General features: G+C 50.5%; 19 protein-coding genes. 13 read left to right on the top strand and 6 right to left on the bottom strand.

Features of this window, described 5'->3' with window-relative positions; genetic code table 11:
- Positions 1 to 232: 232 nt before the first annotated feature.
- The 4 genes from K3T83_RS05520 to K3T83_RS05505 are packed head-to-tail and all read left to right on the top strand — an operon-like array spanning position 233 to position 4,532.
- On the top strand, positions 233 to 1,615 hold the full coding sequence (locus K3T83_RS05520) for an ABC transporter substrate-binding protein (RefSeq protein WP_220201975.1): 1,383 nt from the start codon (positions 233 to 235) through the stop codon (positions 1,613 to 1,615).
- 33 nt (positions 1,616 to 1,648) lie between these two features.
- The gene (locus K3T83_RS05515) at positions 1,649 to 2,602 is read left to right on the top strand and encodes a carbohydrate ABC transporter permease (RefSeq protein ID WP_220201974.1); all 954 of its coding nucleotides are present in this window, start codon (positions 1,649 to 1,651) and stop codon (positions 2,600 to 2,602) included.
- A 3-nt stretch (positions 2,603 to 2,605) separates the two neighbouring features.
- The gene (locus K3T83_RS05510) at positions 2,606 to 3,544 is read left to right on the top strand and encodes a carbohydrate ABC transporter permease (protein WP_220201973.1); all 939 of its coding nucleotides are present in this window, start codon (positions 2,606 to 2,608) and stop codon (positions 3,542 to 3,544) included.
- 25 nt (positions 3,545 to 3,569) lie between these two features.
- Positions 3,570 to 4,532, top strand: coding sequence for a phosphotransferase family protein (locus K3T83_RS05505; RefSeq protein WP_220201972.1), 963 nt, complete (start codon positions 3,570 to 3,572; stop codon positions 4,530 to 4,532).
- A 62-nt stretch (positions 4,533 to 4,594) separates the two neighbouring features.
- On the opposite strand, the gene K3T83_RS05500 is transcribed toward K3T83_RS05505, so the two are convergent.
- Positions 4,595 to 5,371 (bottom strand): FadR/GntR family transcriptional regulator, encoded by a 777-nt coding sequence (locus tag K3T83_RS05500; RefSeq protein WP_220201971.1) that lies wholly within the window; start codon positions 5,369 to 5,371, stop codon positions 4,595 to 4,597.
- Positions 5,372 to 5,896: 525 nt separating this feature from the next.
- Between K3T83_RS05500 and K3T83_RS05495 the strand changes: the two genes are divergently transcribed.
- The 5 genes from K3T83_RS05495 to K3T83_RS05475 all read left to right on the top strand — a co-directional run bounded on the left by K3T83_RS05495 (position 5,897) and on the right by K3T83_RS05475 (position 11,824).
- The gene (locus K3T83_RS05495; protein ID WP_220201970.1) at positions 5,897 to 6,973 is read left to right on the top strand and encodes a sugar ABC transporter substrate-binding protein; all 1,077 of its coding nucleotides are present in this window, start codon (positions 5,897 to 5,899) and stop codon (positions 6,971 to 6,973) included.
- A gap of 37 nt (positions 6,974 to 7,010) precedes the next feature.
- Positions 7,011 to 8,603, top strand: coding sequence for a sugar ABC transporter ATP-binding protein (locus K3T83_RS05490; protein ID WP_220201969.1), 1,593 nt, complete (start codon positions 7,011 to 7,013; stop codon positions 8,601 to 8,603).
- A complete protein-coding gene (locus K3T83_RS05485) occupies positions 8,596 to 9,624 on the top strand; it encodes an ABC transporter permease (RefSeq protein WP_220201968.1) in 1,029 nt (342 codons plus the stop codon). Before K3T83_RS05490 ends, K3T83_RS05485 begins: the two co-directional genes overlap by 8 nt.
- Positions 9,625 to 9,764: 140 nt before the next feature.
- Positions 9,765 to 10,193 (top strand): phosphatase PAP2 family protein, encoded by a 429-nt coding sequence (locus K3T83_RS05480; protein ID WP_220201967.1) that lies wholly within the window; start codon positions 9,765 to 9,767, stop codon positions 10,191 to 10,193.
- A gap of 140 nt (positions 10,194 to 10,333) precedes the next feature.
- Positions 10,334 to 11,824, top strand: coding sequence for an MDR family MFS transporter (locus tag K3T83_RS05475; RefSeq protein WP_236064826.1), 1,491 nt, complete (start codon positions 10,334 to 10,336; stop codon positions 11,822 to 11,824).
- Between the two features lie 77 nt (positions 11,825 to 11,901).
- Here the strand turns inward: K3T83_RS05475 and K3T83_RS05470 are convergent, their stop codons facing one another.
- Complete coding sequence (locus tag K3T83_RS05470) at positions 11,902 to 13,266, bottom strand: cbb3-type cytochrome c oxidase subunit I (protein WP_220201966.1); 1,365 nt, start codon at positions 13,264 to 13,266, stop codon at positions 11,902 to 11,904.
- A gap of 30 nt (positions 13,267 to 13,296) precedes the next feature.
- On the bottom strand, positions 13,297 to 13,551 hold the full coding sequence (locus tag K3T83_RS05465; RefSeq protein WP_220201965.1) for a DUF2249 domain-containing protein: 255 nt from the start codon (positions 13,549 to 13,551) through the stop codon (positions 13,297 to 13,299).
- Between the two features lie 285 nt (positions 13,552 to 13,836).
- Here K3T83_RS05465 and K3T83_RS05460 point away from each other — a divergent pair, with 285 nt between their 5' ends.
- Positions 13,837 to 14,508, top strand: coding sequence for a Crp/Fnr family transcriptional regulator (locus K3T83_RS05460; RefSeq protein WP_220201964.1), 672 nt, complete (start codon positions 13,837 to 13,839; stop codon positions 14,506 to 14,508).
- A gap of 119 nt (positions 14,509 to 14,627) precedes the next feature.
- Positions 14,628 to 16,070 carry a heme-copper oxidase family protein gene (locus K3T83_RS05455; RefSeq protein WP_220201963.1) on the top strand — a complete coding sequence of 481 codons (1,443 nt, stop codon included), beginning with the start codon at positions 14,628 to 14,630 and terminating at the stop codon, positions 16,068 to 16,070.
- A gap of 59 nt (positions 16,071 to 16,129) precedes the next feature.
- On the opposite strand, the gene K3T83_RS05450 is transcribed toward K3T83_RS05455, so the two are convergent.
- A complete protein-coding gene (locus K3T83_RS05450) occupies positions 16,130 to 16,690 on the bottom strand; it encodes a shikimate kinase (RefSeq protein WP_220201962.1) in 561 nt (186 codons plus the stop codon).
- A gap of 351 nt (positions 16,691 to 17,041) precedes the next feature.
- Here K3T83_RS05450 and K3T83_RS05445 point away from each other — a divergent pair, with 351 nt between their 5' ends.
- Positions 17,042 to 17,506: an SRPBCC family protein gene (locus tag K3T83_RS05445; protein ID WP_220201961.1), complete on the top strand. Its 465-nt coding sequence runs from the start codon at positions 17,042 to 17,044 to the stop codon at positions 17,504 to 17,506.
- A 417-nt stretch (positions 17,507 to 17,923) separates the two neighbouring features.
- On the opposite strand, the gene K3T83_RS05440 is transcribed toward K3T83_RS05445, so the two are convergent.
- Both K3T83_RS05440 and K3T83_RS05435 read right to left on the bottom strand, forming a co-directional pair.
- Positions 17,924 to 18,931, bottom strand: coding sequence for a LacI family DNA-binding transcriptional regulator (locus K3T83_RS05440; protein WP_220201960.1), 1,008 nt, complete (start codon positions 18,929 to 18,931; stop codon positions 17,924 to 17,926).
- 226 nt (positions 18,932 to 19,157) lie between these two features.
- Positions 19,158 to 19,685, bottom strand: coding sequence for an Lrp/AsnC family transcriptional regulator (locus K3T83_RS05435; protein ID WP_220201959.1), 528 nt, complete (start codon positions 19,683 to 19,685; stop codon positions 19,158 to 19,160).
- A 125-nt stretch (positions 19,686 to 19,810) separates the two neighbouring features.
- Here K3T83_RS05435 and K3T83_RS05430 point away from each other — a divergent pair, with 125 nt between their 5' ends.
- Complete coding sequence (locus K3T83_RS05430; protein WP_220201958.1) at positions 19,811 to 20,992, top strand: MFS transporter; 1,182 nt, start codon at positions 19,811 to 19,813, stop codon at positions 20,990 to 20,992.
- Positions 20,993 to 21,085: the final 93 nt, after the last annotated feature.

The raw sequence follows: 21,085 nt of genomic DNA, 5'->3' as shown, positions 1-21,085 counted from the left end.
TAAGCAGATTTTGTCAAATTATTTGGCCGAAATGCCGCATGTCTTATGGAAAAAAGGGAAAAAAGAGAAGATGGGATATTGACATCTCAAGAATTGTATGCTAGTCTCATTACATATTTCTGTAAATATATTTCAGAGAGGATGTATATTTACAATAGCATAGCGTCGCTTTTGTTAGGAAATGGGAAGCCAGCGGACATCAGTAGAGTTTCCACAAAGAAGAGGGGTCGCCATGAGCCGAATGCAACTCTATCCTCGTCGCAGATTTATACAGGACACGGCTGGCGTCGTTACCATGCTCACCGGGATTGAAGTTTTAGCGGGGTGCGGTGGGCTGAGTGCAGGTTCGGATGCGAGCAACGGAGAATTAAGCGCTACTGTTAGCGATATGCCTCCTGATAGCAACAAGACGGGGTTACAACAGTTCAAAGATACAGTGGCACTCTTTGAGAAGCAGCATCCGAAGCAACATATTGTAGGACATACCTATAAATTTGACCCGACAACCTACTATGCGCGTCTGGCAGCTGGACAGGCCGAAGACGCCCTCCTGACCTATTTTACTGAACCTCAATATATGATTGCGCACCACTATGCGAGCGATATTACAAACCTGATGAAAAGCTGGCAATATTTTAGCAGTATTGATCCAAACATTTTGCAAATTGTCACCGGACCAGATCAACATATTTACGGCGTACCAGTGTCAGGCTATGCGCTCTGCATTCTTTACAGCCGCAGCCTCTTTAAGCAGGCCGGGCTGGACCCTGATAAGCCTCCGACGACATGGGACGAGTTTCGCGGCTATGCAAAACAGATCGCGGGCAAGGGCGTTGCGGGCTTTGCCGAGACAAGCACGAAAAATGGTGGTGGCTGGCTTTTTGCTAACTGGATGTATACTGCCGGGGGCGAATTAGAAGTGAAAGATGGAGACAGGTGGAAGGCAGTGTATAATAGCGATAAAGGCGTGGCGGTGCTAAATTTGCTGAAAGCGATGCGTTTCACCGATAAGTCCATGACGCAAGAGCAATTGTTGGATGCTGACACCATTCTGCCATTGATCGCCAATAAGAAAGTCGCGATGATCGTCACCTCTCCGAGTCGTCTTGCGGATTTGAGGGTGCAATATCAGGCTAAGCTGGATGATTTTGGTCTGGCACCGATGCCGCAAAATGGCGGAAACGCAGCTATGAGCGGTGGTAGTATCTGGGTGTTCAATCCAAAGTCGAAGCCCGATGTCATCAAGCTGGCCTATGATTGGACCATCTTTAGCCGTTTTGATCTGAATGTGCTAGATGCCAAATATGCCGCTCAGGCGAAAAGCAATCAGCCGGTTGGTCTACCCACCAACATCATCTTTAAGGGCGCATTTCAGGAGAAACTGGATGCACTCACCAGGAAATACGCCAATGTGCCGCTACAAAACTATCAGCCGTTTGTAAAATCTACCTTGCAGTTGAAAGCTGAACCGCCGAAAGAAACGCAGAAAATGTATGCTGGCCTCGATCCCGTTGTACAGGCTATCCTGACAACGTTCAATGCCGATCCAAAGCCGTTGCTCGATCAGGCTGCGCAGCAGTTCCAGACGCAGGTGCTTGACAAAGTTCAGGCATAAATACTATGAGGAGAAAATGCTAGAAAACGGCATATGGACTATCTAGAGAAACAAAAGGCAAGGTCGGTGTCTCCTGGCGGCTTGTTTGCAAAGAAGAGCGCCATTCGTTGGAGAGCATTTGTCAGACGCAATCTCAGCGCGTACCTCTTTTTGCTGCCGGCCTTGCTGGTCTTCACCTTTTTCGTCTGGTATCCTATTGTTCTGGGTTTTATCGTCAGCTTTCAACGTATTGATCTCATCAACCCGGCTGACTGGGTTGGGTGGGAGAACTTTCGCGAGGTGATGGGCGATCCGCTTTTTGCCGTGGCCTGGCGCAACACGCTTCAGTATACACTGTATACCCTGCTTTTTGGCTATCTGGTGCCAATCGTGCTGGCGCTGGCGGTGAACGAACTACGGAAAAGCGTAAGTTATTTTCGGCTGGCCTTCTATTTGCCAGTGATGTTGCCTCCGGTGGTCTCAGTGTTTCTCTGGAAATGGCTTTACAATCCCGATTCCGGCTTATTGAATGCATTGCTGGAACTGGTACATATTGCGCCCCAACCCTGGCTGCAATCGCCGAACACGGCTATGATCTCTATCGTGATCGTGGCGACCTGGGCCGGAGCTGGCGGTGCAATGCTGATTTATCTGGCAGCCCTACAAGGGGTTCCAGCCCACTTGTATGATGCGGCAGAGGTTGATGGAGCCAGCGTTTTTCGTAAACTCTGGCATGTGACCCTGCCGCAGATACGCGGGGTCATGCTTCTCCTTTTTGTATTGCAGATCATCAGTTCGATGCAGGTCTTTACCGAGCCATTTGCGATGACCAGCGGTGGTCCAGTGCACGCAACAACGACGGTACTGCTGCTGATCTATCAATATGCGTTTCAAGAGGGGAGCTTTGGGAAGGCCAGCGCTGCTGGTGTGCTCCTTTTTATTGCGCTGGTAGTCTTTTCTTTGCTCTATTTCCTAGTGACACGACGGATAAATAAAGGGGTAAACTGATCTATGAGTGTATTCGCGCGCGTGGAGAGGTCACGAAGAAGGGGGAGCCAGAGCGAAGATGCGAACGAGCGAACGTTGTTCACCGCAGCAGCGCGGCGACGGCCACTGGTGCGTCTGGTCTTGATGGCGATGTTCTGTGTACTGTTTCTGTTGTCGCTGACGACGCTGGGACCGCTGTATTGGATGTTCACCGGCGCGCTGAAAACGAGCAATGAGATCTTTCAGATGCCGCCGACATGGTGGCCGCTAGATCCTCAATGGAATAACTATCCGCAAGCCTGGAGCAACCTCAATTATACCTTATATTTCTCGAATACGGTTATCTTAACCGTTGGTTCTGTTATCCTGCAATTGTTCGTATCGACGACCGCGGCTTATGCGCTCTCCAAACTAAAGCCAGTGTTTGGATCGGTGATCTTTTTCCTCTTTCTCTGTACATTGATGGTGCCTGGCATTGCCTATCTGATCCCGCAATATCTCACGGTTGTAGACCTGCCCTTGCTTCATCTCAGGCTTATAGATACCTGGTGGGCTGTGTGGCTTCCGCAATCAGCGCACGCCTTTAACATTATTCTGCTGAAGGGCTTTTTTGATGATATTCCTGACGATCTGGTAGATGCGGCTCGCATAGATGGCGCAAACGCCTGGCAGATCTTTGTGCGTATTATGTTGCCACTGGCGAAACCGGCACTGGCAGTCGTGACGATCTTTACGGTTGTTGCCTCGTGGAAAGATTTTCTCTGGCCCCTGCTCGTGCTGACAAGAGATGAGATTCAGCCTTTAATGGTTGCCATCTATCGTTTCTCCGGGCTGGATTCGATGCAGCCCTTGAATACTATTATTGCTGGACTGGCCCTCGCCAGCATCCCGCCGATCGTTTTGTTTCTGGTCTTCCAGCGCTCGATTGTGCGCGGAATCAGCTTAACCGGCCTTAAAGGATAGTTACGCTCAACAAATGGGACATATTATGAATAATCAGCAGCAACAGTTTCTGCGCGCTCATGCAACGAATATAAAGACTCTAAATGAGATTGTGCAAAAAGCAATGGGCACTAACACCGAGCAGATTACTCGTATCAACAAGGGACAGTCTAACGAAGTGTATTTCATAGATCTGAAGAATGGATCATTTGTCCTTCGCATTGCAAAAGGTGTTGACTACGATATATTTGCCATTGAACGATGGGCAATGCAGGAAGTGAGCCGGCGCGGGGTTCCTGTTGCTGCTATTTTGTCTCAGGACACGGTGATTGATAGGGATGAAGTGATCCACTATCAGATTCAAGAGAAATTGATAGGCGAACCGATGGATGATCTATTGGTACAAGGGAAAATTGGACGTGAGCGATCTGAAAGACTGACTGAGCAGGCGGGCGAACTACTTGCAGCAATTCATTCCATGCCGATATCAGGGTGGGGAAGAATCGCCAAATCAGATCATGGGACATATGAGTCTTTTGAAAAGTGGATACTCGCCCTTCAAGAAGACTCGGAGAGGCTTGACAAAGCCCTCGCTCCATTCAACACTCTTGGAGTCCCTCGATTTGAAGAAGTATGGCAGGAATTGCATCATCTCAAATCATTTATAGTCGCTGAACCTGTGCTGTTGCACTATGACCTGACGCCAGATCATATCTTGATTGATAGCGATGATAGAATTACTGGCATTATTGATTGGGGTGCTGTTCATGGCGGTGATCCAGTACGCGATCTCGTCCGCTGGAATTATTGGGACAACTATGAATTCTCAATAGACTGGCTGGCCTCCACCTATGGTCAAATACTCGCTACCAGTGAAGGTTTTGAAGAACGCATGAAACTGGCAAGAATCATTGATGCATTAGTTTTATTGGACAGCTCTACTTATAAATTTCTGAGTGTTGCCGATGCTCAACATGCCGCGCTGGTTATCAGAGATATTATCAAATGACGTACTGGTGAGTTGTGTTTATGTCTAATAGTCAGTCCAGTTTGAAGAAAGTGGACTGACTATTAGGGTTCTTTTCTTTGATCAGTTGTGTCATCGGTGATGAGGCGCCGTCGCACTGCCAGTCGATATGCGGTCAGGACGGTATCAACGTGGGTTTTCACCAGCTGGGCGGCCTCCTCCGCCTGCCCGTCTTTGATCGCGTTGAAGATTGCCCGATGTTGCTCGACTGATTGCAGCAGGGAACCGGGAGCGCCACCGGTCATAATTTTGATGGCCCAGCGCTGTAAATACAGCACATCGGTAATGGTTTCCACGAAAAAGAGATTATGAGTGGCCTGGGCAATAGAGCGATGAAAGGCGTCATCGCTCTCTATGAAAAGCTCCCAGTTTTCGGCCTCTGCGTAGCGTTGATTGTCGGCAAGGATTTTTTCCAGATCGCGCAATTCTGTCAGCGTGATTTGCTCGGTGGCTAAACGAGCTGTGAGCATCTCTTGTAGCGAACGAAAGTGGAAAAGCGCCTGAATGTGTTCGGGATCAACCGTCATCGATAGGTGAAGGGCTGGCATGGCGACCAGATGTGGTTTGCCTGCAACATATATGCCCACACCCTTGCGTGCCGCCACCAGGCCGGTTGCTGTCAGCGATTTGATCGCTTCTCGGACGATGCCGCGACTCACTCCCAATTGCTCGCCCAGCTTTTGCTCGGTGGGCAGGCGATCTCCTGGTTGGAGGCCAGCGTTGTTAATGAACTCGACAATTTTCTCGGCCACAATTTCGTATTGTGGTCGATAGGTGGAGAATGCTCCATCGTCCTGTGAGGCTTTTGCGCTACTCTTCACAAACGCTCCTGTTCCCCGCAGTTCCTTCCCGGTTGCGGCTGTGTCTTCTTCTGTGAGCTATTCAGTAGATGTGTCCTATACATCTACGTGACTTATTATAACATACATGTGATATTTTACAAGGAAATCGACTGATATTGTATTTACATCGTTCATTTGCTTGACAAGTATGATGGGTAATGCTATAAAACTTGTAGGATTGTTTGCTTTATTCTTCTTTTTCCTTCATCGTTTTAAAATAAGAGAGACGATCACACAATAAAAATGTGTTCAACACATTTTATGAAAAAACACAACAAAAAATAATCGCTCTCTGTCTATCCCTGGCCGAATCTGATGTGCATCCATTTTATGGGTGCCGTTTGCTGATATCTGCTCACAGTCGTTCTCTAGCTATCTCTTTTCTGTAAAAGTGATGACATACAGTCATCATTTTGGCAGGGGTTATCACTATTGTTGTGACGTGTCCAATGAAGTACAGACAACGAAGTACAAATGAGAAGCCGAACCTGGAAGGAGAAAGACATGAAATCGCAGTTCGCAAAGCATTTACACGTGTCAGGCGTACTCTTCATCCTCATCGTATTCCTGGTTGCGTGTGGCGGTACATCGAGTACACCGTCGTCGGGAGCGACATCGGGAGGTGGGTTGGCATCAGGTGCGAACTTCAAGCTCGGGGTATCGCTGACGTTCAACAACACCGATTTCTGGACTAATTACATCTCGTATGAGACGAAGTTCGCGCAGCAGTATAACGCCACGCTGATCGGGCCTCTGGTCGCCACCAATGACGCTGCCAAGCAAATTACCGACATTCACACCTTGATTCAGGAGGGCGCTCAGGCGTTGATTGTCAATCCGGTGGATAGTGCGGCGATAGCTCCAGCACTTGATTTTGCGGCGAGCAAGCATGTACCGGTCGTCAGCGTTGATGTCGCGCCCAGTTCAGGCAAAGTATTTATGATTGTACGTGCCGACAATGTTCTTTATGGTCAAAGCTCCTGTGAGTTTATTGCTAAACACGCAACTGGCAGCGGCCATATCGCGATTCTGGAAGGTGATCTTGCTTCTTTGAATGGCAAGGATCGCACGGATGGTTGCAATCAGGTCATCAAGTCGAAATATCCGAACTTCAAAACCGTCGAATATGCCACGAAATGGGACACGCCAACCGCAGTCAACGATGCAAAAACGGCGCTCAGCACCTATTCAGATCTGAAAGGTATTTATGTCGAGTGGGGTGCGCCAGAAGATGGTATTCTCGCGGCCGAGCAAGCTGCTGGCAAGTTTACCCCGGTTGGTAGTCCATCACACATCGTGCTGGTTGGCAACGATGGCGTGCCACATGAACATGCGCTGATTCGTAGCAATAAGCTTGATGGAACCATTTCGCAGCCAGCCAACTCCTATGCGCAATATGCAGTCTTCTATGCACGAGCCGCATTGGAGGGGAAGACCTATTCGGCTGGTCAGAGTACGGATCACAACAGCAAAATCGTGAGCTTACAAGGCAACCTTGAGGATGCGCTGCTAGCGCCTGTCGTGGATAAGACCAATGTTGATGATCCGAACCTTTGGGGAAACGCGAAATCTAATGCGTGAGATAAGCGTCTCAAACAAGAAAGGGAGGCATAGCAGCGTGCCAGAAGCAATGGAGCAAGGGCCGGCGGTGGACCGGCCCCCTGTTGGAGTGGCACAGGGGATATGGAAAGCCTTTGGAGAAACGCAGGCGCTTCGTGATGTCTCGCTGGATGTGAAGGCTGGTGAATGTCATGCGCTGGTGGGGCGCAATGGAGCTGGCAAGTCCACGCTTGTCGCGGTCTTAACAGGTTTGTTGCGACCAGATCGCGGCACGGTTACGCTGGGAGATGAGGCCGCACCAGGATTGGCTGATCGTGCTAGTTGGCAGCGACAGGTGGCATGTGTGTATCAGAAGTCGATGGTCGTACCTGGACTGACGGTTGCTGAGAATATTTTTCTCAATCGCGCGACCGGGAACGATCATGGTATTGTGAATTGGCGCGTGGTGCGGTCTCGTGCCAGACAGGTTATGCTCGATTGGGGTTTTGATCTGGATGTTGATCGTCTGGCACAGGATCTCAGCGTTGAGCAGCGTCAGGTGGTTGAGATTGCGCGTGCCCTTTCGCTTGGCACGCGCTTTTTGATCCTCGATGAACCAACCGCATCATTAGAGAAGGCAGCCATCGATCGCTTATTTGAGCGGATTCGTCGGCTGAAAGAGAGCGCCGTTGGCATTCTCTATATCTCCCATCATCTAGAAGAGATCTATGAGGTCTGCGATCGTGTGACTGTCTTGCGTGATGGCAGGCGCGTCTTGAGTACAGCGGTAAGCGAGATCAATCAGGATTTCCTGATAGAAGCTATGGTTGGAAGCGCACCACAGAAAGCTGCGGAGGCTGCGGCCCCACTTCAGGAGATCGCATCTGTTCGCCCTCGTCTGGAAGTTTCACATCTGAATATTGCTTCTACGCTGGGTCCGGTGCATGATGTGAGCTTTTTGCTGTGTCCCGGTGAGTGCGTTGGACTCGTCGGATTGCAGGGTTCAGGCACCACGACCGTTGCTGATGCTGTAGTTGGCCTGGTAAAGCCGACAGCAGGCGAAATCAAGCTGGACGACAAACTGCTCTACGCTGGTCGGGTTGATGCCAGTTTGCAACAGGGGATTACCTATGTACCGGAGGATCGACATGCGCGCGGCTTCGTTCCTGAGCTTGGCGTGGGTGAGAATCTAACGCTTTGTATTCTCGACCACTTATCGCGTTGGGGCTTTGTTTCGCGTCCCAGACATGACCGTGTCGCGCGTGGTCTGGTAGACCAGTTGGGAATCGTGACTGGTGGTCTTGATCAGCCAGTTGGACAGTTGAGCGGAGGAAACCAGCAGAAAGTCGTGGTTGGGCGAGCGCTGGCACGAAAACCAGCTGTGCTGGTTGCGGTTTCGCCAACGGTCGGCGTGGATGTTGCCTCCAAAGAGTCGCTGCTCAACGTGATTGGGGCCGCGCGCGCTGAAGGGACGGCGGTTCTGCTGGTCTCAGATGACCTGGAAGATTTGCGCATATGTACGCGGCTTCTGGTGATGGTGAAAGGACGGCTGGTCAAGGAATATCGTCAACCACCCTGGGATCGGCACGAGTTGATTGCAGCTGTCGAGGGTCTTGAGCCGGCCTCTGCACAGGGAGAAGCTGGAATGAGTAAAGGGAAGCGTGATGAGTAAGTCTACAGTAGAGCCTGCGGTTGAGCAGCCTCTGACCGAAGCACAACGGCAACGTAGCCGCCACATAATCACCGCCTGGATTCGGGAACTTGCCCTGCTTCCGGTGATCGTCTTGCTTCTGGTTATTGGCGCTTTTGTGAATCCCGCGTTTATGACGGCAAATAACTTTATTAACGTGGCGCAACAATCGGCGGCGTTGGGAACCGTCGTGGTAGCTGAGACGCTGATTTTGTTGACCGGCAAATTTGATCTCTCGTTGCAATCGACATATGGTCTGGCTCCTATGGTGGGTGCGTGGTTGATCGTCTCAAAAGACGGTCAGGGCCTGGGTACAGAATGGAACCCATTTATCGGGATTGCGATTGTGTTGCTCGTCGGACTTATTGTGGGAACTATTAATGGATTCCTGGTAATTAAGCTGGGTTTTAACGCCTTCATTTTTACCCTGGCAATGCTCATCCTGCTGGCAGGCATTCAAGTGGGCATCGTCAATGGGCGCACAATTTATCATTTGCCCGACGCATACATTTATCTTGGCTCACAATCTTTCCTCGGCGTGCCCGTTTCGGTCTGGGTTACGGGCGTGATCTTCTTATGTGCAGCGCTCTTCCTGCGATATCATCGCGTTGGTCGGGCGATCTATGCCATTGGTGGCAATACAGAGGCAGCACGAGCGGCAGGTATTCAGGTGGATCGAATTCGCATCAGTGTATTTATTGTTGGTGGCCTCCTTGCTGCACTTGCAGGATTGATGGCGGCGGGCCAGGTGGTGGCGGTTACTGCCAATCAGGGTAACAATCTCATTTTTTCCGTCTTCGCCGCCGCAGTTATCGGTGGCATTTCTCTTGATGGTGGGCGTGGGCGTATGGTTGGTGCGTTAACTGGTGTCATTTTGTTGGCGTTGGTGACAAACATCCTGGTGCTTTCGCAGATCCAGACGTTTTGGATCGACGCAGCAACCGGGCTGATTATTCTGATTGCCCTGGCCCTGGCTCGCGTGATTGGTACTGAGCGCGGCTAACGACGTGACCATGTGTGTAGACTTTTGGTCGTGGAGTGTGATCTGGCTTCTGCATATCCTTTAGGATAAGTGGAGGCCAGATTTCTCATATTTGTATCATTTTATTTGCGTAGGCCTGTCTGCTTGCTTATTTTTTCAATTTGTTTATCGAACAGATCGTTTTTGAGCCACGTCCTTTTATTGCGCATCATGTGCATATGTTAATTAAGCATGCGGCGGATGCATCTTTCCCTAGCGATCATAGCGCATGGTCATTTGCGGTTCTCGGCATGTTGCTTTTTTCGCTCCCCAGGGTACTTCTCTCTGCCTGGGATCAGCGTATCGTAACACAGGGTGCGGAAACGCGCCGTGCCTTCTTATTCCCACTTGTGTTGATGAGTATTGCCATAATTATGGCGTGCTGTATCGCTCTTGCGCGTGTCTTTGTAGGGGTCCATTATCCCGGCGATGTGATAGATGGAGCAGTAAGTGGACTGTTCGCGGCCAAAGTTGTGACGCAGGTACGCAGCCTCCTTTCCAAACCGACGCAAGCAGTGATTCAATTTGTGCAACGTTTGCATCTGGCCTGAAGCGAAAACGCCCTTTTGATTTGATCAGATTGACGTATTATAATAGAAGCTCTAGAAAAGTGTTTGCTTTACTTTATCTCCATGTGATTATGTGAACAATAGCACTGTGGTTTCTTTTAAGAAGCAAACGAATCGTTGTCATGTCATCGGAGCTTGCCTATATGCATCGTCCTTACATCAATCCAAAAGTCAGCGTCAGTGTTGTTTTCGTTGCATCCATGTTTATGTCCATTATGGATGGAACGATTGTAACGGTAGCCTTGCCCGCGTTGAGCCGCCAGTTCAACGCGGCAGGAACCTCTATCGATGCAATCGTGGTTGGCTATCTTGTGAGCCTTGCTGTGATCATTCCCGCTTCGGGCTGGCTCGGTGATCGCCTGGGGACTAAGAGAGTGTTTCTGGGAGCGTTGGTGCTTTTTACCGTTGCATCTGCTCTTTGTGGAATTGCAACGAGTTTGCCTATGCTCATCGGGTTCCGCGTCTTGCAAGGTATTGGTGGTGGTGCCTTGACGCCGGTAGGAACTGCTATCCTGTATCGCACCTTTCCACCGGTGGAACGTGTCCAGGTTTCGCGTATCCTGACCATTCCCACTGTGCTTGCGCCAGCGTCGGGGCCGGTCATTGGAGGTTTGCTTGTAGACAAGCTCTCATGGCACTGGGTATTTTATGTCAATGTGCCAATTGGTATCGCCGTTTTTCTGTTTGGCCTTTTCTTCCTGGAGGAACATCACGAGCCTTCGAGCGGCTCTTTCGATCTGGCTGGATTCTTGCTGGCTGGTGTTGGACTTGCCCTGGCTATGTATGCTTTGAGCGAGGGGCCGAGCTACGGCTGGACATCTGTTGGTATTCTCAGCAGTGGGATTATTGGCCTTATCATCATCGTTGTATTTGTGTTTGTCGAATTACGCTCGTCCCATCCAATGCTTGACCTGCGTTTGTATCGTAACCGGGTGTTTCGGACCGGTAATTTGATCTCGCTGTTTTCCGGGGCGGGCTTTCTTGGTTTGCTCTATGCTGCCCCGTTGTTTCTACAAGAGGCGCGCGGTGTTACAGCGCTGACTTCTGGTCTGACAACGTTTCCTGAAGCGGTTGGCGTTCTGATCGGTACTCAGATCGCGGCCCGTCTCTACCCCAATGTGGGTCCACGCCGCCTTATCTTTGGCGGGATGGCTGGTGTTGCCATTGTCATGACACTGATGACCTCAATTGGGCAGGAGACATCGCTCTGGTTGATGCGTTTATTGATGTTGCTTGTTGGAGTAGGAATGGCCTTCTCATTTACCTCTGTGCAGGCAGCTGCGTTTGCAACCATCTCGTCAGCAGAGACCGGTCAGGCGTCGGCACTCTTCAATGCGCAGCGACAGATAGGGGCATCTCTGGGTGTTGCTTTTATTAGCACTGTGATGAGTGGGATAGGGATGACGCAAATCGATGTGGCGGGAACCACCGTACCCAATCTGGCTGCCTATCATTTCGCGTTTGTGTCCTCTGCTATGCTTGTAGCGATCTCTGCCATCTTTGCTCTGACCGTGCGCGATAGCGATGCCGCATCTACTATGCGCCGTAAAATCAAGGCGGTCGAGCCAGAGGCTCTCGCTGAGCAGGTGTTGAGCGTAGACAACAACATATAATACACATAATAACATGTCTCGTGCGGCACCACACGAGACATGTTATTATGTGGCTACTGACGGATCAGGATCGATAGTCAAGCCTGTGCGTTCTCGGCGATTGTGTGAATGGAAAGATGGCGTGTGACCCCGAATATATTGACTGCTGCAAGGATAAAACCTATCCCTAACAATCCGCTTGTGATCTGAGCAGGCAGCATCCAGCCCAAAACAAGCGAGATGAGCGTACATACTAACCCAACATTGATGAGCCACCAGCTTCCCCATGCCCAGCTTTCATGAATCAAGTCGCGCATCAAAGGAACTTTCTGATAGCCCACAAGTGGCCCGTAGCGGGTTTGCCAGATGAGGAACGGAACAATTTTATACAGATATCCTACTGTGCTTTGCCCCAGCCAGCCCACCAGCGCGGCCAATCCCAGTGCCGCGAGTATCGCTGGTGGTTGCCATCCCGTGAGTGCGACAGCTATTCCAACTGGTATCAGCAGGACGAAGTACACGGCTGCGGCAATGCTGTGATATTGGGTTACGTCAAGGATTTTACGACGACGAACACGCAACATGCGCCAGAAATCGTACGCGAAGATCCAGGCGGCTCCTATCAGCGCTATTCCTCCTCCTATGAGCAGAGGGAACCAGGAGACGATAAAGCCGAGCGCCAGTATCCCGATACCTGTATTTAAGAGGATGAAGAGAAAACGACCCAACCAATCGCTATGTCCGTGTACCAGGGCAAACATGCGCACAAGGGTATAGGATATTCCTATCAAGGTATTGCTGAGCCAGCCAACTATACCCAGAACCAGGTGAGCCAGGAATACTTGTTGAAGTGCCGCGCCGAGGAAACCAAACTGCCAGCTGAGCGCCATTGTCAGGCCCAGACTGACGACAAGGCACAATGCTACGACCGACGCTACCAGATAGCGCACGGCTAAAGGACGTGTTTCGGCTTGCGCAAGACTTCTTCCTACTATTATGCTATAGTGAATAACTGCCAGCACCACCAGACTCCCGCCAGCAATCAGCAACCAGGTCTGCATCCACCAGAACCCGCTTATGAGCAAGGTAACGCCGCTGATATAGAGCGGGTATTGCCAGCGTATAAAGCGCGCGCCATGCAACGAGGAGACAGTGATAACAGGGATAAGCTGAAATGATGCCCCCATAATCATCATTGTCAGCCATCCGAGTGTCGCGATATGTACCGTTGCCAGCACATGGGGGAAGCCTGGGGCAATCATCGTTTCTGGTAGAAACAGTGGCAGCAGCAGGCCGAAAAGCGCCGCTGCACATATTCCAGTGAGCAGAAAAGGCAGCGGGATAGAAAGCGGTAGGGCGCGGCTGCTTGCCAGTATGCCCCCTGGCATTCCGGTGGTCGAGATAGGAGGGCCGCTTTTGATTGAGAAAGAACTCATGGGTGGATCAGGCTTTAACATACTCATGATAGTCCAATCTCCTTTCCTGCTGCAAAATCACTGGCGGACAAAACGTACTACCCACTCGTCGTCTGCAACCTTGACTGTTTCGTGTGTGAAGCCTCGTGTTTTCAACACTTCATATAGTGGAACAGGCTCAAATGGCGCAATGATTACCAGCGTCTTGCCGCCTGGAATAGTGGCGGCTGCTTCCATAATGCGTACAAATGGCTCTCCACCGCTTTCCAGCTCTGGTCGTACGTCAAGAACTTGCTCTGCCCCTGTTTGCCAGAGTACTGCTTGTTCTGTCACTGTCTTTCCTCCTTATATAGTTACTATCTGCACTGTTCGTATTGCTATCTCGTTATGTTATTGTCGTAGAGGGCAATTTGTTGATAGTGCAAATATAGATCAGAGAGTGGGAGCATGACAGCGATAAAAGTCGCAATCTCGTTTGCCGTATATGTTTTTTATTCTGGGCCGTTTGCCCTATTGCACATTTTAGTGATAAATGCTGTGAGATTGACGGCGGTGTCCGCGTTTTGCTATGTTCTATCGTATGCAGAAAAGTACAGCCTGGTGGAAAGAAGGAAGTTTATGCCTATAGATGTTGAAGCTCTGCGTCACATTCCACTTTTTAAGCAACTTGGGCAGGAGGATCTGGCGCAGGTTGCATTGATGACACAGGAGAGACGCTATGAGCGTGGAGATATCATTTTACTGGAGGGAGATCTGGGAGGAGCATTGCATTATGTGCATTCAGGATTGGTCAAGATCTTCAAAACTTCTCCGAGCGGCAAAGAGCAGGTGCTCACTCTGATAGTGCCGGGTCGCACCTTCAACGATGTGCCAGCTCTGGATGGTGGCCCAAATCCTGCAAGCGCCGCAGCACTGGAGCCGAGCGTTGTGTATGTGATACGACGTACCGATCTGCGCGATTTGATTATGATGCGGCCAGAGGTAGCTGAAGCTGTGGTACGTACGCTCACAGGTGCCTTGCGCCATCTGGTGGCACTGGTGGAGGATCTTTCTCTGCGTCATGTCACGGCGCGCGTGGCGAAGATTCTCCTTGATCAGGAGAAAGCGGCCTCGCAATCTCGAAATACGTATCATCTCACCCAGCAAGAGATGGCTGCGCTGGCTGGTACTGCCCGTGAGGTGGTAGGACGTTCGCTGAAAGAGTTGGAGGGAACTGGAGCTATTGAGATGCATCAGGGGCGCGCTGTGGTGGTGAATCGCGAGCGTCTTCAGTTGCTCGCTTCAGAATAGGTATATCATCCATCACCGCGCCCTACGCTCTAGAGAATGCAGGGTGAGCGTGCGACTTTTATCACAGCAGAGGAGTAGAGGATCGTTCTATACTCTATCCCAAAAAGGAATAATCAAAGATGCATATGACAATCCTCAAAAGAAGTGGACCTCCAATGCCGCCATCGAATGAGCCACCTAAACAGGAGCCGTTTTCGCATGTTGCTCCGGTGCTGAAGGCCGCATTATTATTGGGCATTTGTGGTGGCTTTCTGCTGGCAACGGTGTTGACTATAACGCGCATTTTGCCTGTGTCATTAGGAACATGGTGGGCAGCGCTAGCACAGGCACATGGGCATCTCCAGCTCTATGGGTGGGCGGGACTGTTTGTGCTGGGAGTGGCGTTGCATTTCCTGCCACGTTTGCGCGGAACGCCTCTCGTAGCTGCGCGCTTGATCCCCTGGATGCTGGTTAGTATAAGCGTGAGCATGATCTTACGTGCCTTCTGTCAGCCTCTGCTCACAGTATATCCGGCAACTATATGGCGTGTAGGGCTGGTCGGTAGCGGCATTTTAGAGATGGGAGCCTTGGCGCTGATCGTGTGGTCGCTGGTACTGACCGCTACGCGTGGACCGCGCCCAACGACGCGTCTCGCCTATTGGAGCGTCTTTCCGTTTCTTGTGGGTGCGTTTTGTGCGCTGGGCCTTGCCAGTATCATCAATCTGGTGAATGTTATACAGGCGGGGAATGGTGGGTTGGTGATGAATACGGGCGATATGCTGAATGTAACACTAGGCTTGTTCGGTTTTCTGGTGCCTGTCGCGCTGGCAATGTCGGCTCGGTCACTCCCGATGTATGCTGGCCTGGATGGTTTCCCGCGTCGCATTCTCTGGCCTCTGGCTGGTGCCTATTTTGCAGGACTGGTGTTGATGGGAACTGGCACGATAGAGAGCTCCTGGGCAAGCATCAGCATGGGAATTGGCTCCATACTGATAGGGGCAGTCGTGATGGTGTTTATTGGCATCTTTCTGGCATTGATGCGCAGGCGTGGACGCATCCCACAGAGAGTAGCGAAACTATCGCCAGAACCAGCAGCGCTGACCCGGAGCTATCAACACCAGATAAAAAAAGAGCAGACAGATTACGGTCCCTTTGTGGGATTGGTGGCAAGCGCCTATCTCTGGGCCTTGCTGGGTGCGCTGCTTTTGCTCATCGATGGGGCGAGTATACTGATAACGGGCAGCGAACTTGTCTCCTTTGATGCTATTCGTCACTGTTTCGCTCTTGGCTTTATCGCGCTTTTGATCTGTGGCATCGCTCCACGTATGCTGCCCAGTTTTTCTGGTGGCAAGATGCTTTCGCCTCGGCTGGTGAGCGCAACGCTCTGGCTTGGCAATATTGCTACATTGTTGCGGGTTGGTTCTCTCCTGCTTGCACCACTGTTTGTTATTACGCAAGGCTTTGCTATTGAGACATTCCTGTTCAGCCTCTCCGGTCCTTGTGGTTTAGCTCTGGCTCTCTGTCTGGCTATTAATCTCTGGCCGGCATTACGCTCTTCTTCAGGTGATATAGCGGGGAAATAGATAGTGGGTAACAATGCCACCATTTGGATACAGGGATACAAACTGATACTTTATTGTTGTCACCGCAACAGGTAGCCGCGAGCAAGGGCCAGTTCGATGAGACGGCTTGCCAGCTCTGTTTCTGCGCATTCTTCGGTGTCGATGTGAATGATGGCCTCTTCGTACCATTGGTGACGTGTGGCGTATAGATTGTGCAAGCGCTGCAATCCGTCCCCCCCGGCAATCAAGGGACGATCAATAGGTGCACTACTTTCTTGCATGCGCTTCCACGAAGCCGCAACACTGGTTTGTAAATACACGGTCAATCCATGTTCGCGCATGAATTTGCGATTGGCTTCAGAGATCACTGTTCCCCCGCCAGTTGAAATAACGACGCGTCCATTGTTCGCCAGCTCGTGGAGGATTTCTGACTCGATGTGCCGAAAGCGTGTTTCCCCATATTCGGTCAATACCTTTCCCGTTGCCATTCCCATGCGTTCTGCAATGATATCATCGGTATCAACAAAGTTCCACCCTAACAGATCAGCGATACGATGACCAATCGTCGTTTTCCCTGAACCGGGCAGGCCCGTTAGGAATATCCTTTGCACATCTACAACTTGAGAGCCAGTGTCTTGCATACCTTGCCTCGCTATTACGAATCTATGCCCTTCATGAAAGAGCGGGGTGCCTAGATTATAGTGATGTCAGATAGATGTGTCAAGAAAGTGACCAGGGTGGTTGCTATTCAGTCAGGGAGCGCTCGTTTTTCTCTGGACGCTTCATTTGAAAGCGTTTCTACTGGCTTTTTCGCGTCGGAAGGGAAAGGCCGAAGGGTGAATAGATGGCCTGTTTTGAGACGATCAGACAACAACCTAAGATGACCTGACATAGATGATCTCTCTGTACAAAGGTATGCTTCGGATAGAAAGAAAATATGTTCTTTCCTGTGAGCACTATTGCTCGAAAAAACAAGTAAAAAGGAAATAACGATGAACACCCTTGATCAGCAATATTACACCGCTTCTTTTCTTGTAGACCAATCTCCCGCAGAAGTTTTTGCAGCTGTGAACAATGTTCGCGGTTGGTGGTCAGGAGAAATAAACGGGAGTACTGACAAACTCGGTGCGGAGTTTACATACCGCTACAAGGATATACATTACAGCACGCAGAAGATCACTGAATTGGTGCCAGAGAAAAAGGTTGCCTGGCACGTCCTGGATAGTCAGCTTAACTTCGTCAAAGATAAAGACGAGTGGACAGATACGCATATTGTCTTTGAGATTACCAGGAAGGACGGCAAAACTGAACTCCTTTTTACGCATGTTGGCCTGGTTCCTACCTTTGCGTGTTACAATAACTGTTCAGGCTCCTGGGACTCTTTGATCGTCGAGAGTTTACACGACCTCATTACCACAGGAAAAGGATACCCCGCACAGGGAAAGGATTTAGGTTAAGACTGATCTGCCAATTTTTCTCCTGGCACCGCAGGTGCTAGGAGAACTCTTGAGAAACCCTGCTGTTGATGTTCTCTCGTGGTTACAGATTGCTCATATTTCGTCATTACAACTATTAATTGCAAGCCTTCTCTCTATTATTTTATATCCGTACAAACTTCTTATGCTGAGCGCAGTGGCACTGTGCAAGAGCATTTCGTCGGGGAGGGCATCGGGACGCAGAAAGGCGAAAAAGCTAAGCAGTTCAAGAGTGTCGGGATTGATCCGAGCAATCTTTTCAAAGGTCAATAGTAATGTGGTCGTGAATGGACTGGTATGATGGTTTATAACTCTTCCTCGAAGGAACGTTGGCTTGAGAATGAAATGAAGTATTCGCCGCTCTTTGATTGTAGCATGGATTGATGCTTATGTATATGATTAGTCGTCTGTAGTGTGTGCCGTTGTGGAGCGACGAATGACGAGTGTTGGTTCGATCAAGCGCGACAACGGAAGATCGGGCGTCTCGTCGATCAGGCCAAATAGGAGTTCGGTTGCTTCTTTTGCTAGCTGGAATTTAGGGACGGCGACGGTAGTGAGTGGAGGGCGAATGTGGGCGGAGATGGCAATATCGTCCAGCCCAATCACAGAAAGGTCCTGTGGAACCTGTAGCCCGGCGTCTAGAGTGGCCTCTATAGTACCCAGAGCCATCCAATCGGTAGTTGCGAAGATAGCGGTAGGGCGTGTCGGCAATGCGAGGAGCCGTTGCGCGGCTGCGTAGCCGCTTTCCAGTGTTGAATGCCCCTGCTCGATCATTTCGGTCGCAAGAGGAAGTCCGGCAGTTTGTAGGGCTGAGCAGAAACCTTCCAGACGGAGCGTCTGTTGGGGTTCGTCAACAATAATCGCGAGATGGTGATGCCCCAGGTCTAGCAGATGTTGTGCTGCTATGCGGCCAGCGGTACGAAAATCGACGCTGACCTGCGGAAAATTGCCTACCACCTCGTCCTCTTGCCAATCACAGAGAACAGTGGGGAGTCCTTGTTGAAAGGGCATAGAGGCGGCGCTGATGTCCATGCTGGACCCCATAATGATGACGCCATCGATCCAACGGCTGATCAGGCGATCAAGGTGTTGCTGTCCAAGCGCGGAATCGTAGAGTGTGTTACAGAGGAGCATCTGGTAGCCGTGCTGGTTGGCCGTGCGCTCAACGGCCTCAGCGATCTCAGGATAAAACGGATTGGCGATGGTAGGGAGAAGAAAGCCGAGTGTATAGGTTTTTCCTTGCGCGAGACTACGCGCCAGCATGTTCGGACGGTATCTCAACTCCTCCGCACATTTGAGGATACGTTGGCGGGTTGCTTCACTCACATTGCCTCGCCCTTTGAGGGCGTTGGCAACAGTTGTGGGAGTGACACCTACTGCCAGAGCAATATCTTGTAATGTTACCATAGAGCCTTCCCTTGCCCATCTGATCTGGTCTGAGCCTCTTGCGTTCTCGCATGAGAGGCTCATTTAGCGCTAAACTCGAAAATAAATATACCTGATTTAGTGTTCAGGGTCAAGAGAATGCATGAGGTAGATGATAATGAATTGATTGAGTCTATTAAGTTACATTTATGCGCTGTTCGCTGTGTCAACTTTATCCTGCTTTATAGAAAAAGAAGAATAGCCGGGTTTAATGTTTATCCTGCTTGTCCCGCTTATCCCATCCTGGCTGAGTAGAAGGGCGCAGATTGACCTCTGGATGTTCCCAATCAATAATATGTTGAGTGAAAAGATTGGATGTGACTATACTGGTCGTCTGCTCTCCGTGAGCGTCTAACCGCTCATGAAATGCCTCCAGATGCTCCATCGAAGTGAGCGCAACTTTGAGCAATGCGCAGTGACTCCCACTGAGTTTGTGCATTTCCAGTATCTCTGGAAACTTCTCGGCACTACTAGTTTTAAACAGGCATTTGCCAGGAGCACAACGCAGTTGAATAAAGACCAGCAAAGGCAAACCAATTTTTGTAGGGTCCACCTGCGCGCCATAACTGGTGATGATGCCCGCGTCTTCCATTTTGCGGACCCGTTCCGCAGCCGCTGGTGCCGATAGACCTACACGTCTTCCCAGCTCATTATAAGAGATGCGAGCCTCTGCTTGCAGTTCGCGCAAAATCTTCCAATCGGTTTGATCGAGGTTTCTCTCTGACTGCAAAGCCATCTCCTGGAAATACCTTCCTTTTTAAAAGCAAGTATAGCATATCTCTTTTCGTTTGCTATTCCTCATGTGTAATTCTCACTGCTATGATCAAACCAGCTTTTACGAGAGGGAAAGAAGTTTTTTCTATGAGACAAATAACTCGAGCTCGTCCAATCGTAGCAGGGCAAGAGCGTATGAATCCGCGCATTATCTTGCTTGCCCTGGGTATGTTTGCGCTGGGAACGGATGCGTTTATTGTAGCGGGAGTTCTTCCGGTGATTGCGCAAGAGACCGGGGTAACTGAGGGACTGGTGGGTCAGTTAGTTACCGTTTTCTCGTTGACGTATGGATTGGGTGCGCCCATTCTTGCTGCCTTGATCGGTCGCTGGCCGCGTCATCGCGTCTTAATGGGAGCGCTTGGCCTGCTATGTCTTGCCAATCTCGCTTCGGCTCTTGCGCCTTCTTTTCCCTTCCTCTTGCTTACCCGTATCCTGGCCGGTTGTTTTGCCGCCATGTATACCCCTCTCGCCTTTGCAATCGGTATTGATCTGGCTCCTCCTACCAAACGGAGCTACGCTCTGGCCCTGGTCGTGAGCGGATTAAATATTGCAACGGTGCTTGGTGCGCCGCTTGGCACCTGGATTGGTGAGCAGTTTGGTTGGCGACTCTCCTTTACCCTGGTTGCGGCACTGGCTGGCATTGCGTGTCTCTTCCTCATGATCGGCAAACTCCCTAAATCTGCCACACCTGTTTCTCTCTCGTTGCGAGAGCGCCTCGGGCCGGTGACTCATCCACGCGTATTGCAGGCCCTCTTGCCGGCTTTTCTGTGGAATGTGGGCGTCTATGTGATGTATCCCTATATCGCTTTGCTGCTACAACAGAAGATCCACATCTCGGATGTGAGCGTTTTGCTTGCCTGCTTCGGTCTGGGAATAGTACTCGCCAACTGGGTGAGCGGTTCGCTAGCATCACGTTTTCGCCCGCATCGACTGGTGGCTACCTTTCTGGTCATATTGATAGGGATACAGTGCGCTCTTCCTCTGGTTGCAACCACGATGATTGGTGGAGTTATCATACTCCTGCTCTGGGGAATGAGTTTTGCCCTGCTTTTTATTCCGCAGCAGCAGCGCTTGTTGAATATCGCGCCAGAACATGCAAATGTGATTCTTGCGCTGAATAACTCGGCCCTTTATCTAGGGATTGCTGGCGGAGCTGCTGTGGGTGGTTTTGCTCTCCGCTTCTTTGCGGTCCCGCAGTTGGCCTGGATAGGAGCGGCAAGTATGCTAGTTGCGTTATGTGTTGTCGCGATTGCGCGGCAGAAGAAGTGAAGATGTTTGTGTGCGGATATTGATTGGTGGCGTGCGCAATGAGTATCTTTCTCTGCTACCTTGACTTTGTAAGGTCATGCGCCATATAATGGC

Source organism: Reticulibacter mediterranei (genome assembly GCF_016587455.1).
This window is presented reverse-complemented; position numbering and strand designations above follow the sequence as displayed.